12 protein-coding genes are annotated in these 14392 nt (G+C 59.7%); 10 read left to right on the plus strand and 2 right to left on the minus strand.

Features of this window, described 5'->3' with window-relative positions; all coding sequences use genetic code 11:
- Positions 1 to 101: 101 nt before the first annotated feature.
- The 9 genes from H7C18_RS20260 (at position 102) to H7C18_RS20300 (ending at position 10597) form a co-directional block, all read left to right on the plus strand.
- A complete protein-coding gene (locus H7C18_RS20260; protein WP_185130925.1) occupies positions 102 to 1502 on the plus strand; it encodes an extracellular solute-binding protein in 1401 nt (466 codons plus the stop codon).
- 117 nt (positions 1503 to 1619) lie between these two features.
- Positions 1620 to 2495 (plus strand): carbohydrate ABC transporter permease, encoded by an 876-nt coding sequence (locus H7C18_RS20265; RefSeq protein ID WP_185130926.1) that lies wholly within the window; start codon positions 1620 to 1622, stop codon positions 2493 to 2495.
- Complete coding sequence (locus H7C18_RS20270) at positions 2495 to 3316, plus strand: carbohydrate ABC transporter permease (RefSeq protein WP_202887195.1); 822 nt, start codon at positions 2495 to 2497, stop codon at positions 3314 to 3316. Before H7C18_RS20265 ends, H7C18_RS20270 begins: the two co-directional genes overlap by 1 nt.
- 52 nt (positions 3317 to 3368) lie before the next feature.
- On the plus strand, positions 3369 to 4181 hold the full coding sequence (locus tag H7C18_RS20275; protein ID WP_185130928.1) for a helix-turn-helix domain-containing protein: 813 nt from the start codon (positions 3369 to 3371) through the stop codon (positions 4179 to 4181).
- Between the two features lie 27 nt (positions 4182 to 4208).
- A complete protein-coding gene (locus H7C18_RS20280; protein WP_185130929.1) occupies positions 4209 to 5492 on the plus strand; it encodes an alpha-L-fucosidase in 1284 nt (427 codons plus the stop codon).
- Between the two features lie 160 nt (positions 5493 to 5652).
- Positions 5653 to 6090 (plus strand): MarR family winged helix-turn-helix transcriptional regulator, encoded by a 438-nt coding sequence (locus H7C18_RS20285; RefSeq protein WP_185130930.1) that lies wholly within the window; start codon positions 5653 to 5655, stop codon positions 6088 to 6090.
- Between the two features lie 89 nt (positions 6091 to 6179).
- Entirely contained in the window at positions 6180 to 6935 is a 756-nt protein-coding gene (locus H7C18_RS20290) for an SDR family NAD(P)-dependent oxidoreductase (RefSeq protein ID WP_185130931.1), read from the plus strand.
- Positions 6936 to 7055: 120 nt separating this feature from the next.
- Entirely contained in the window at positions 7056 to 8141 is a 1086-nt protein-coding gene (locus H7C18_RS20295) for a Gfo/Idh/MocA family protein (protein WP_185130932.1), read from the plus strand.
- The gene (locus tag H7C18_RS20300) at positions 8138 to 10597 is read left to right on the plus strand and encodes a glycoside hydrolase family 95 protein (protein ID WP_185130933.1); all 2460 of its coding nucleotides are present in this window, start codon (positions 8138 to 8140) and stop codon (positions 10595 to 10597) included. The genes H7C18_RS20295 and H7C18_RS20300 overlap by 4 nt, the downstream gene beginning before the upstream one ends.
- Positions 10598 to 10937: 340 nt before the next feature.
- On the opposite strand, the gene H7C18_RS20305 is transcribed toward H7C18_RS20300, so the two are convergent.
- Positions 10938 to 11756 (minus strand): AraC family transcriptional regulator, encoded by an 819-nt coding sequence (locus H7C18_RS20305; RefSeq protein WP_185130934.1) that lies wholly within the window; start codon positions 11754 to 11756, stop codon positions 10938 to 10940.
- Positions 11757 to 11974: 218 nt separating this feature from the next.
- Positions 11975 to 12832: a DMT family transporter gene (locus tag H7C18_RS20310; protein WP_238357841.1), complete on the minus strand. Its 858-nt coding sequence runs from the start codon at positions 12830 to 12832 to the stop codon at positions 11975 to 11977.
- A gap of 665 nt (positions 12833 to 13497) precedes the next feature.
- Between H7C18_RS20310 and H7C18_RS20315 the strand changes: the two genes are divergently transcribed.
- Positions 13498 to 14283 (plus strand): DeoR family transcriptional regulator, encoded by a 786-nt coding sequence (locus H7C18_RS20315; RefSeq protein WP_185130935.1) that lies wholly within the window; start codon positions 13498 to 13500, stop codon positions 14281 to 14283.
- Positions 14284 to 14392: the final 109 nt, after the last annotated feature.

Below are 14392 nucleotides of genomic sequence, written 5' to 3' on the forward strand. Positions count from 1 at the left end.
CGTTTTCTCCATGGAGGCGGCGGCGCCGACCTTTTATAATCGGATTGTGCAAGCGGATTCAACCCAAAAACGAAGGTTCATTCTGCAGGGGGAGTGATCGCGTGAAAAAATGGTTATCGGCTTCCGTCGCGTTAGCGATGGCGGGCGGGCTGCTGGCAGGATGCGGCGGCGGAAACGACGGCAACAACGGCAGCAACGGAGGCAACGGCGGCAGCAGCGACAACGGCGGTTCGTCCGCTTCGGCTCCGGCTTCTTCGGCCGCGGCTTCCAGCTCCGCTTCCGCGGGCGGCAAGAAGGACGTCACCTTGACCTATATCGCCAGCCAAGGGTGGATCAAGGACGCGGAGATGCAGCTGGCCAAGAAGTTCGAGGAAGAGACCGGCATCCATATCGACTATCAGATCATCCCGGCCGACCAGTACTTCAACGTACTGAAGACGAAGCTGAACGCGGGCGAAGGACCGGACCTGTTCGGCGGACAGAGCGGGAAAAGCGAGATCAGCCTCAACTACAACGTCGAGAAGAACGCCGTCGATCTGACCGACCAGGAGTGGACGAAGCGCGAAGACCCGCTGTCCCTGGATCAGCTGTCTCTGAACGGCAAAGTGTACGCGCAGACGATCTGGGACACGTCGAGCAGCTTCGTCGTCGTGTACAACAAGAAGATTTTCGCCGACCAAGGTTTGACCGTGCCGAAGACGTACGCGGAATTCAAGGACCTCTGCCTGAAGCTGCAAAAAGCCGGCATCATTCCGCTGTACGAACCGATCGCCGACGGCTGGCACCATACGCTCTGGTTCGCGGAGCCGGGTCCGCAGTATGACAAGCTGCAGCCGAACCTGTACGACGATCTGAACGCCAACAAGACGAATTTCGCGGCCAGCGGTCCGCTGAAGACGGCCTTGACCCAGATCAAGGAGATGTACGATCTCGGCTTCTTCGGCGACAACGCGTTGTCCGACACGGGCGCCGAATCGGCCAACAAGATGGCCAGCGGCCAGTACGCGATGTCGCTCGCGAACCAAAGCCTCGTGACCGACATCGAGAAGGCGAACCCGGACATGAAGGCGACCGATTTCGGCTTCTTCGTCGCCCCGATCGCCGACAACCAAATCTACTATATCAATCCGGGCGGTCCGAGCAAGTTCGTTTATTCCGGCGGCAAGCACATCGAGGAAGCCAAGGAGTATCTCGCCTACCTCGCCAAGCCGGAAAACCTGCAATACATGCTGGATAACGACCCGACCGTCTCCAACCTCAACTTCTCCGGCCTCAAAGACAAATACACCGACGAGCAGAAGAAGCTGCACGAGATGTATCCGGAGCAAGGAACCGACATCCAGGACTACGTCAACTACGTGAACCCGCAATGGATGGACATCGGCAAAGACATCGTCGCCATGTTCGGAGGCGCGATGAACGTGGACGACGTGCTGAAAAGCATTGACAAGCGCCGCACCGACATGGCCAAGGTCGCCAAAGACCCGGCCTGGAACAGTTAACCGGACGCCAACGCAGCGGCGTGCTCCCGACGAACGCGGAATAACCGCGTTCGTCGGGAACCGTCGGTTCCACCGAACGTTCTAACGCGGAAAAATCGCGAGTGGAGATGAGGCTTCATGCTGAGAAACAAGACGTATCCTTTTTACTTTACGTGGCCGACGCTTCTGCTCTATGCCGTCTTTTTCGTCGTACCTGGATTGATCGGCTTCTATTACGCCCTGACCGACTGGAACAGCTACTCGGATCAAATCAACTTCATCGGTCTCGACAACTTCAAGACGCTGTTCTCCTCCGGGGAGAACTACGTGAGCTACATCGTGAACACGTTGAAATTCACGGTCGCGACCGTCGTGCTCAAAACGGGGTTCGGCCTTCTATTCGCTCTCGCGCTGAACGAGGGCATCAAGTTCAAAGGGTTCCATCGCGTCATGATCTTCATGCCGTCGATCATTCCGATGCTCGTCGTCGGCCTGATTTTCAAATCGGTGCTGAACCCGGCCACAGGGCTGCTGAACGAGAGCTTGCGGTCGGTCGGGCTGGACTTCCTGGCGCAGAAGTGGCTCGTCGACGTGCATTGGGCGTTCAAATCGATCATCGGCGTCGATACGTGGAAGGGCGTCGGCTATATCATGATCATTCTGCTGGCCGGCCTGCAGTCGATCTCCCGCACGTATTACGAGGCGGCGGAGATCGACGGCGCGGGCGCCTGGCAGAAGTTCCGGGCGGTCACCGTTCCGCTGCTGACGCCTGCGCTCGTCGTGACGACGGTGCTCAATCTGCTGTACGGGCTGAAAGTGTTCGAGGCGGTGTACGTGCTGACCAACGGCGGACCGGGCTATGCGACGGACGTTTTGTATACGGCGATTTTCAAGGAGTTCTCGATGGGCCGGTACGGCGTCGGAACCGCCCTGTCGTCGCTGCTGTTCCTCGTGATGACGATCGTCGGTTATTTCGTCGTTCGCCTGATGGCCCGAGAGGAGGCGGACCATTGATGCTGCGCAAACGAAGTCTCGGTCTGCTCCGCAACGTTTTCGCCTGGGTGCTCAGCCTGCTCATGTTCATCCCGCTGCTGCTTATCGTCCTCAATTCGCTGAAGGACAAAATTCACGCGAACACCATGAGCATGGCGCTGCCCCGGAAGCTGGAGTGGAGCAATTACTCCGTCGTCATCAAGGAAGGCAAGCTTATTTCCTCCTTCTTCAACAGCTTGTTCTACGCCAGCGTCTCCACCGTGCTCGGCTTGCTGCTGGCCTCGATCGCGGCCTACGTGTTCGCCCGCAACCGGACGAGGCTGAACCGGGCCATGTACCTGTTCGTCATTCTCGGCATCGCCATGCCGATCAACTTCGTCACGACGACCAAGGTGATGCAGCTGACGCATCTGATGAACACGCAGCTCGGCATCATCGTGCTGCTCGCGGTCATCTCGATTCCGTTCAGCGTGTTCCTGATCTACGGATTCGTCGGTTCGGTGCCGCGGGAGCTGGACGAAGCGGGCATCGTCGACGGCTGCTCGCCGCTCAAGCTGTTTTTCGCGGTCGTGCTGCCGCTGCTCGCGCCGGTGCTGGTTACGGTCGCGATCCTGAACTTCATGGGCGGCTGGAACGACTTCGTGCTGCCGCTCTATTACCTCAACAGCTCGGACAAATGGCCGATGACGCTGGCGGTGTACAACTTTTTCGGACGGTTCCAGGTCAACTGGAACCTCGTGTCGGCGGACATCGTGCTGACGACGCTGCCGGTTATCGTCATCTATCTGCTCGGACAGAAGTACATCATCTCGGGCATGACGTCCGGCTCGGTCAAAGGGTAGGCGCCAGGAGGGGATTCGCATCTTTTACCACGACTTGAAGCCGGAGCGGGAATTGAAGCTGGAATGCCGCATCGATGCCGACGCAGAGCACGAGCTGCACCGCCACGATCTGCTGGAGATCAGCGTTCTTCTGGAAAACGAGGCGAAGTTCAAGCTGCTGGACCGGGAATACCGGGGAGCGGCGGGAGACGTGTTCTTGTTCCGGCCCTACGAGCCGCACTACAATCTGGCCGCCGACCCGCGGCGCCCGATCCGCTGGATTCTGGTGCTGTTCTCGGCCTCGGTCGTGCGGCTCATCCCCGGCGGGTACCGGCTGCTCTATCCGTTCTATTCGCAGGAGGTTTGCCCGCATCTGCCGGCCGCTTCGCCCTATGCGGCGCGGATTAGGGAGGCGGCGATGGCGGCGTACGAAGAGCAGGAGGAGCAGCTGCCCGGGTGGGAGTCGAAGCAGTTCATGCATTTTACCGACATTCTCGTCAACTTGTACCGCTATTCCTTGGAGCAGGCCGAGAGCGCCGGGGAGAGCGAACCTGCGGTCGACGCCGGCGTGGTGGCGGCGGTGGAACACATCCTGAAGCATCTGACCGAGGACATCGACGTCCGGGAGCTGATCGCGCTGTACGGCAAAGGCAAGACGTGCTTCTATTCGCGTTTTCGCCAGGCGGTCGGGGTGACGCCGAACCGGTTCATCCACCGGCTGCGCATGCAGGTGGCGATGCACCTGCTGAAGACGACCGAGCTGTCGATTACGGACATCGCGTTCGAGTGCGGGTACAGCTCGATCCCTTATTTCAACAAACATTTCAAGCAGTATCGGGACATCTCGCCGCGCGAGTACCGCAACCGGGTCAGAAGAGCGATGTAGCCGGCCGGACGGAAGGAGAGAACGGAATTGACGGAAGACAGGACGCGATGGTACACGCAGGCCCGGTTCGGCCTGTTCATTCACTGGGGCCTCTATTCCCTTGGGGCGCGGCACGAATGGATGCGGTCGCGGGAATTTTTGAGCAACGGGCAGTACGAGAAATATTTCCGCCGCTTCGATCCCGATCTGTACGACCCGAAGCTGTGGGCGCAGCTCGCGGACGAAGCGGGGATGAAGTATATGGTCGTCACGGCGAAGCATCACGAAGGGTTCTGCCTGTGGGATTCGCAGCTGACCGGCTACAAGGCGCCGAACTCGCCGGCCGGGAGAGATGTCCTGCGGCCGATGCTGGAGGCGTTCCGCGAGCGGGACATCCGGACCGGATTGTACTACTCGCTGCTGGATTGGCACCATCCGCATTATACGGCGGACGTCAAGCACCCGCAGCGGTATGATCCGGCGTTCGTCGAGAGCAGCAAGCAACGGGATTTTCAGCGTTATGTCGATTATATGTTCGGGCAAACGAGAGAGCTGCTGACCGGCTACGGCCCGATCGATCTGCTGTTCTACGACTTCTCGATCGCGGCCGAGGAAGGGTTCGCGGGCAAAGGGAAAAACGAGTGGCAGAGCGAGAGGCTCGCGAAGCTGATTCGCGAGCTTCAGCCCGGCGTTCTGATGAACGACCGGATGGGCATTCCGGGCGACATCACGACGCCGGAGCAGTATCAGCCGCGCGAGTGGATTCAGGTGGACGGCCGGCGCGTCGTCTGGGAAGCGTGCCATACGTTCAGCGGCTCGTGGGGCTACTACCGCGACGAGGAGTCGTGGAAAAGCGTCGATATGCTCGTGCGGATGCTGATCGACACGGTCGCCAAGGGCGGCAACCTGCTGCTTAACGTCGGGCCAACCGGCCGCGGCGAGTTCGACGAGCGCGCCGTCGAGCGGCTGAAAGGGATCGGGGAATGGATGAGACGCCACAACCGCGCCATCTACGGCTGCACCGCCGCTCCCGACTCGTTCGAATGCCCGCCGGACTGCCGGTTCACGTTCAACCCGGAGATGAATCGGCTTTACCTTCATCTGTTCGCCTGGCCGTTCAAGCAGCTTCACTTGTCCGGCTTCGCGGGCCGAATCGAATACGCGCAGCTGCTGAACGACGCGTCGGAGATCCGCTTCGTCGACGGGGAGCAGACGATGACGATGGAGGCGGGCGCCTTCGACGAAGGCCGTCCGTCCGGCACGCTGACGCTTCAACTGCCCGTGAAAAAACCGAACGCGGCGGTTCCGGTGATCGAGCTTTTTCTCAAATAAGCGCGGGAAGCGCAGGGCCTCCGTTCCTTTCCGGGACGGGGGCTATTTGATTTGGCGGCGCTGCCGCTTGATCGGGCGGAGGGACAGGGATAAAATCAAGGTGAACGGCGCGTTGACAATCGCCGGACGTTTTTTTATATTTATTAGGGAGACTAAATAAATGGAATTCTCATTGCAGGACAGCATCAGCTACTGGATCAAGCGAATCTATCAGGAGACCGGGCAGCTGTACAATCAGAAGCTGGCCAAGTACGGGTTGTCGACGTCACAGGTCGGCGTGCTTGCCATCCTCTGGAATTCCGGAGACGGCCTTACGCAGAAGGAGCTTCACGAGAAGCTGCGCATCCGGCCGGCGTCGCTGACGAACGTGCTCGACCTGCTCGTCGCCGGCGGCTGGGTCGTCCGCAGGCAGGATGCGCAGGACGCCCGGGTCAAGCGGATTTATTTGACCGATTCCGGCAAAGCCCAGGAGAGCGTGTGCGCGGACATTCTCGCGGAGATCGAACGGCGTACGCGGAAGGACCTGGCTCCCGAAGAGACGGCCATGATGCTGATGTGGCTCAAAAAAGTCGAGCGCGTGTTTCGAGAGGAGGAGTGAAAGGAGCGGCTTTTTTTCGGCATTTATTTAGTTTACCTAAAATTATGAATGGCTAATTAAGATTGGGGAGAAAGGGAGAGTGGAGAAGCATGAATTTAGGGTTGGAAAACAAGGTCGTCCTCGTCACCGGAGGCTCCTCCGGCATCGGCGAAGCCATTGCCAGACAATTCGGGGCGGAGGGAGCGAAGGTGGCGCTCACCTATGCGAACCATGCGGACGCGGCTGAACGAATCGCTCGAGACATCGAAGCGACGGGCACGGAGGCGCTGGCCGTCCGATACGATCTGGGCGACGACCGGTCCATGTCCGAAGCGGTCGAGGCGGTCGGCAGCCGGTGGGGGGCGATCGACGTGCTGGTCAACAATGCCGTCCGCTGGCCGGAGCGAAGGCAGCTCCCGTTCGAAGACGTTCCCCCGGAGGCTTGGCGGCAAGAGCTTCGCGCGAACCTGGAAGGTTATTATTTTACGATTCAAAAGGTGCTGCCCTATATGCGGAAGTCGGGAGCGGGGAGGATCGTCAACCTTTCATCGGAGCTCGCGGAGGACGGCATGCCGGGAGGCGGAACGTATACCGCGGCCAAAGCGGGGCTGCACGGACTGACCGCTTCGCTGTCCAAGGAATTGGGGCCGGAAGGCATCCTCGTGAACGTAGTCATGCCCGGCTGGACGATGACCGACAAGGCGCTCGCGGCTTTCCCGCCGGACATGATCGAGCAGGAGCGGCTCCAGGTTCCCACCCGCAAACACAGCGTTCCTTCCGATATCGCGAGCCTGGTTGTTTTTCTGGGCTCCGCGGCCAACGGCAACATCCACGGAGAGGCGATCCGCGTGACCGGCGGCAAGTGATCCGGAGGCTTGCCGACGGAGCGGACAAAATCGCAAATTCCTCCCGCGTCCCGGAGAAGTTTCCCGGCGGTCGAACCGCTATACTTCGAATCAAGGGAACGCCAAGGGAGGATGAACATCATGACGAAACGAGCCTACAAGCTGGGAGTCGTCGGATTGGGAGAAGGCCGCAGCATCATGTCGGCGGCGCTGGCCAGCGAGCGGTGGGAGCTGCGCAAGGTGTGCGACCTGAACGAGGAGCTGTGCCGCTCGCGGGAGAAGGAGTTCGGCTTCACCGCCTGGACGACGAGCTACGACGAGCTGCTGAACGATCCGGAGATCGAAGCGATCGCCATTTACACGCCGGACCAGCTTCACCTGAAGCATGTCAAGATGGCGCTGGAGGCGGGCAAGCACGTCATCTGCACGAAGCCGCTGCTGCCGTCGCTGGACGGGGCGGCCGAGCTGCTGGAGGCGCAGAAGCGGAGCGGGAAGCATGTGTTCGTCGGTCAGAGCACCCGATATTTCGAGCCGATGAAGCGGCAGCGGCAGGACTTCGAGGCGGGCAAGCACGGCGACATCCATACGGTGGAGGCGCACTACATTACGGACGGTCGCTGGTTCCTCGAGAAGGATTGGAGCCGTCAAAAAGGATTCAGCTGGATGTACGGCTTCATGATCCATGCGGTCGATCTGGTGCGCTGGTATTTGCCCGAAGTGACGGAAGTCATGGGGTTCGGCCTGAACAGCGAGGCGAACCGCGGCTACGGCGTCGATTCGTGGGACACGATGCGGTTCCTGCTGCGGGACGGCGACGGTCGCATCGGCCAGGTGTCCGGCTCGTACACGCTGCCGACGCTCGGCCAAAGCGTGGAACCGTCGATCGGCTGCGTCATCCGCGGCTCGGCGGGCACGACGCGCGGAGAATATTCGAACCTGGTCTACCATACCCACTTTGCGGGCGAACAGCCGGCAACGGCGGAGATGGAGCACCTGCACGACTACTTCTTCCGCTTCGAGGGCAAAAGCCATCATGCCGGCGAGTATCAGAACTACATCGAGCATTTCGCCGAATGCTTGGACGAGGGCCGCACGCCGCTGCCGGACGCGAACGAGGCGATTCGCACGCTGGCCGTAATGGTGGCGATGGAGCGCAGCATCCGCGAAGGCGGACGCATCGTCCGCATCCAGGACGTCCTCGACGAATACCTGGAGCCGAGCCGATGAAGCTCTGGTACGACAAGCCCGCCCGTCTGTGGACCGAGGCGCTGCCGCTCGGCAATGGGCGGATCGGCGCCATGGCGTTTGGAGGCGTGGACCGGGAACGGCTCGCGTTGAACGAGGATTCGCTCTGGTCCGGATTTCCTCGGGATTGGAACAATCCATTGGCGAAGGAGGCGCTCCCGCGCATTCGCCGGCTCATCGATGCCGGCGAGCACGAGGAAGCCGAGCGGCTCAGCCGGGAAGCGATGATGGGGCCGTATACCCAAACGTACATGCCGCTGGGCGACTTGTGGCTGAACTTTTATCACGGCAACCGGACGGAGGCATACCGGCGGGAGCTCGATCTGGCCGAAGGGATCGCTCGGGTGAGCTACCGGATCGGATCGGCGGAATACGTTCGCGAGACGTTCGTTTCGTACCCGGATCAGGTGCTCGTCGTCCGCCTCGCGGCGAGCCGTCCGGGAATGCTGAGCTTCAAAGCGGCGCTGAGCAGTCCGCTGCGCTCCCGGCTCGAGGCCGAGGATGCCGCACTGGTGCTGAGAGGCCGCTGCCCGGAAAATGTCGCACCCAACTATTACGCGACAGACGAGCCGGTACAGTACGGGGACGAGGAAACGAGCAAAGCAATCCGATTCGAAGCGAGGCTGCGCGTTCGTGCGGATGCCGGAGCGGCCGTCTCGTACGACGCGGACGGCCTGCGAGTGGAAAGGGCGACGGAGGCGGTGCTGCTGCTGTCCGCCGCTTCGAGCTTTAACGGGTTCGACCGCGAGCCGGATCCGCGGACGGAGGGCCGCGACCCGGGCTTGGCGGCGGCCGAATGCCTGGACCGCGCCGCGGACATCCCGTACGGGCGACTGCTCCTTCGGCACCGGGAGGATCACGGCGCGCTGTTCGGCCGGGTCGACTTCCGCTTGCTCGGGAACGGGGCTGAAGGTGGTGCTTCAAGCGGAAGGTCCGGACCGGAGGAGACGGATTCGGCAGCCGCTCCCGGCGGCGCCGATCTGCCGACGGACCGGCTCATTGCCGAGCGCGGAGGAAGCGATCCGCGCCTGATCGAGCTGCTGTTCCAGTACGGCCGCTACCTGATGATCGCCGGATCGCGGCCGGGCACGCAGCCGTTGAACCTTCAAGGCATCTGGAGCCATGAGGTCCGGCCGGTGTGGAGCTGCAACTATACCTTGAACATCAATGCCCAGATGAATTACTGGCCGGCGGAGACGTGCAACCTGGGCGAATGCCACGAGCCGCTGCTTCGGTTCATCGGCGAGCTGGCCGAGAACGGAGCTGCGACCGCAGCCGTGAATTACGGCTGCCGGGGCTGGACGGCGCATCACAATTCCGATCTGTGGCGGCAGTCCGCGCCGCCGGGAGATTACGGACACGGCAATCCGCTGTGGGCGAACTGGCCGATGGGCGGCGTATGGCTGTGTCAGCATCTATGGGAGCATTACGCCTTCGGAGGGGACGAGGGCTATTTGTGGGAGGTTGCCTACCCGGTCATGCGGGAAGCGGCGCTGTTCTGTCTGGATTGGCTGATCGAAGACGGCGACGGCCGCCTGATCACGTCCCCCTCGACCTCCCCGGAGCATCGGTTCGTGACGCCGGACGGCCGGGCCAACGCGCTCAGCACGGCATCGACGATGGATTTATTGCTCATACGCGAGCTGTTCGGCCATTGTTTGGAGGCGGCGGAGCTGCTGGGGCAGGAGTCGGCATTCGAACAGCGGATGCGGGAGGCGCTCGGCAAGCTGCCGCCGGTGCGGATCGGCAGGCATGGACAGCTGCAGGAGTGGTTGGAAGATTACGAGGACGAAGACGTTCACCACCGCCATGTGTCTCATTTGTACGGAGTTTTCCCGGGAAATGAATGGAAGACGGAGGACGACTCTTCTGAGATGATACAGGCGGCCTGCGTCGCATTGGAACGCCGGGGCGATGTCGGCACCGGTTGGAGCCTGGCGTGGAAAACGGCGCTCTGGGCCCGGCTGCGCGACGGGGATCGAGCCCTGCGGCTGATCGGCCGGCTGCTGACGCCAGCGGAGGACGATGGCGGCTATAACTTCGTCGGAGGCGGCGTGTACCCGAACCTCTTCGACGCGCATCCGCCGTTCCAGATCGACGGCAATTTCGGCATTACCGCGGCCATCGCCGAAATGCTGCTGCAATCGCACGCCGGAGAACTGGAGCTTCTGCCCGCGCTGCCGTCCTCGTGGCCGAACGGCAGCCTGCGCGGCCTGCGCGCCCGGGGCGGCTTCACGGTTAGCCTGATCTGGTCGGCCGGCAAGCTGCTTGGCGGGGAGATCATTTCCGCGCTTGGAGGCTTGTGCCGCCTGCGGACCGATGCCGAGTTGGACGTTGCGGACGAGGAGGACCGATCGATTGCGGCGGAGCGATCGGCGACCGGTTCGTTATCGTTCCCGACGCAGCCGGGACGAACATACCGGCTGACCGCGAAGTAACTTCGCGCGGCCGTCATGCCAGTCTGGGATTGCACTTCGTGCGGCAGGGCTGTTTCTTGGCCCGTTATCCCCGCAACTCAGGAGATCCGGCTTGACGTTTTTCCTGACGGAAGGGGATTTCGAAGCTGCTAACGAATCTGTACATTCTTATTTCCCGAAAATGCAGCGGTTGTCCGTTTTAACGAAACAGAAAGCTCTTATCGGCCCGAAATCGTCGAAAAAACGGCAATCATCCGCTCCATAAGGTTTTCTGGATTCGTTACATTTTGCAAATCGATGATTTTGTCCGAATAGCGTCGCTCAGATTCGTTGCCGATCGCAGCGCCCGGTGATCGCCTCGCTACAGCCGATTCATCTTCCGAAAGCGCGAAGGATTGACGTTCATCTTCCGGGTGAAAATGCGGCTGAAATAAAAGCCGTTCTCGTAGCCGCACTGCCTGGCGATCTCGTCGAGCGTCAGCCGGGTCTCGAGCAGCAGCGAGCGCGCTTTGGTCAGCCGCAGCGAGGTGGCGAAGTCGATCGGGCTCTGGCCCCAGGCCGCCTGGAACCGGCGAGTGAACTGCACGGCGCTGAGCCCGTGGCGGTCGCTGAAATCGCGCAGCCGCAGCGATTCGAACGCATGGCGGCGAATCCACTGCTCCGCTTCCGCCATGAGCGCGTCCGCTTGCGGTTCGTCGCTTCGCTCCACGAGCCCCTCGATGCAGACGAGCTGCCACAAGTCCCGGAACATCGCTTGCGCCACGGCGAGCCGCCGGGGCTCTTCGGCGTTCTCGAAGCGCTGCAGGTAGGCGTAAGCGGAAGACAGCCGCGCATGATCCCGAACGGCGACGGCTCCGCACGGGCGGGGAGGCGACCATGCCGGATCCGCCTCGGCCTGCCGCTCCGGCGTCCAGGGAACCGGAACCCAACGGAACCGGTAGAAATGGAACGTCAGCGGGCGGACGACTTCCCGTCGGAACTCCGTCTCCGGCGGGCAGAACACGAGATCCCCGAACCCTGCCTCTCCTTCCGATTGCCCGATCCGATAGCGGAACTCTCCGTCGGTCACGGCGAACAGCACCCACTCCCCGTACGTGTCGCAGGCCAGCTCGAACTCCTTTTTCCGCTGCCAAAAAACGTTCGAGACCGCCGCCGGCTCGAAGCTCCAATCGCTTGCCATCGTTCCCAAACTCCTCCGAATGAAATTATGTATATATTCTACAGCAACTCCATGCTTTAAAAAACCGGATCTTTTGATAGCATGGAAATGAATAGGAGTCCATTTAGAGGGTTGAAAATGAAGACAGGTAGAGGAGCGAGACGATGAGGGAAGAGAAGGTCCGTTCGGAGCCGAATATTCGGCTTTTCTGAACGCGGACAAGCACGAAGCCGAGCGAACTAACCCGAACCAAAGGCAGCGATAACCCAAATCCCGCATACGATGAATATGGATGCGACGAGTCTTCTGCCAACGTGCCGCTCCTTTAACAATGTTAAACCGAGAATGGTGCCGAAAACAATGCCGACCTCGCGCATTGGGGCAATGTTTGAGACAGGAGCCTGATTCATGGCGTACAAAAACAAAAGATAGGATCCAGGCGAAAGGATAGCGCCGATAAGAAGGACTGTCCGGTATTTCTGCCAAGATCTCCGAATTCGCTCAAAGGGCATAACGGAGCGCGTAATGCCAAGCATAAATCCGATGTTTGCAATGCCAAGCAGAGATAGCGGCGAGAGGTAATGCAAAAACAGCTTATCGATCAGCGTATACCCCGTCGTACACAGCCCTACCGATATCGCCAGGAAAACCGGTTTAAACCTAAGCCCTGCAGACTGAACGCCAGGGAACCACCCGCTCATGACGATAAATCCGAATATCATGGAGATGATCCCCAGCCATCCCATTGCATGTAGAGACTCCGAGAGAAAGATTACGCCCAGCACCGGGGTGAGCACTGTCGACGTGCCTCTCATGATCGGGTACACCTGAGATAGATCGCCTTGTTTGTATGTTTGGGTCAAGAGGATGGCATACAATGCTTGTATCCCCATAGATAATATTGCAAGTACGATTCCCTTCCACGGGAGCCCCACCCGCGAGATTTCCAGACAAGCATAAACGAGGAGAACTGCGTTGCTCGGAACTAGAATGATCCATAAAAATGCCGCTTTATCTTCATTTTTTTTGGCAAGAAAGTTCCATATAGCATGGGCTAGGCCGGAACATAGGACAAGCACCAACGAAATGGATAACAACCCCATCTCCTCCTATTCAGAATGTGAATCGAGTGCGACGAAGGATCAGATTCCGGGAGCCGTCATCGAATCTTACCCGGGTCTCAAATTCACGTTCTCCTTCGAACATCCGAATGCTACGCACTCCATGGGAAAGCCTTCCCGCCTGAAAACGTTATAGCCGGTCGCCCGTCTCTTCCCATGACTGATTCTTATTAGTTCGCAAACAAACCGTCCGGCAGCTTGGCTTCCCACGTACCGGGTACGGGCAATCCTAGCACGTGAACAACGACAGCCGCCGTGTCGATGATTCATGCCGCATTGCATTGTCGCTCCGGGCTTGACCCCGGGGCCGGTACAGCCCCAGAAAATCGTCTTAGCCAGCGGATAATCGCTCCCATGTTTCCGTGCATCCTCTCCTGATTTACGCGAATCGGTGTCCGCCATTTCTCGCGAATTTCCCCGTGCGGGTAACTGTCTGGTTAAGCAGACAGATTCTTTACCGCAGGCATTAGCTCCAAGCATTCCCAATCTTATTCCTCTATAAAGGTGATTGTCAACATAAAACAACATAAATCAATTAATAACACAAACATTTATTGGGATTTTCTTGAAAATCTGCAACCGGTCCGCTACACTATTGCTATAAGTAATTAGGCCAGTGAAAATTCGGAGGGGAAAACATCGTGTCTCTCATCGGCGAAGAACGGAAGAAAATGATTCTCGAGCTGCTGAACAGCAAAGGGAACGTCACGACGGCGGAACTGGTTCGCCAGCTGGACGTGTCCAAGGAGTCGGTGCGCCGATATATGGACGAGTTGGAGAGCGAAGGGAAGCTGAAGAAAGTATACGGCGGCGCAATCAAGCCCGAGGGTACCCGCGAGGAGCCGCCTCACCTGGAACGGATGGAGCTGCATCGGGAAGAGAAGGACCGGGTCGCCCGGCGAGCTGCGGAGCTCGTCCGGGACGGCGAGGTGATATTTCTGGATGAGGGCACGACGCCGCTATGCATGATTCCGTATTTGCAGCAGCGCGGACTTACTATACTGACGAACTCGTTCCCTGCGGCTTCGCTGCTGATCGATCGGCTCAATCAAGGACGATTCGACGGGCGTGTCGTATTTCTAGGCGGGGAAATTCACGCCAAGCACGCCCGTTGTACGGGGGTGATGACAGTGGAATGGATGGATCGCCATTATGTCGACAAGGCTTTTATCTCGATCGACGGACTTGATCCGGACTCGGGACTTACGAGCATGAACGACGGGAAGGCGGAGCTTTCCCGCAAAGCTATCGCGCATGCAGCAGAGCCGGTCGTCATTGCGGACGCTTCCAAGCTGGGGGTGCGCTTCTCGTATAAAATCGGCGAACTGCGGGACATTGCCTGCGTCGTATGCGATCAGCCCCCTCCGGCGGATTGGAAGTGCTTGCTCGAGCAGCAAGCGATTCGCTGGCGGACTGCTGCGGATTAAGGTTGTGATTCAAGTTCCAAATATCGGCTATAATCTTCCAAAATGTTTGGGCGCTGAATCCGGTTGTATGCTTTCTGACGTCCCGCTCTGAAGGAAGTATGGGTGCCTG

Source organism: Cohnella zeiphila (assembly GCF_014212055.1).
Lineage (GTDB): Bacteria > Bacillota > Bacilli > Paenibacillales > Paenibacillaceae > Cohnella > Cohnella zeiphila.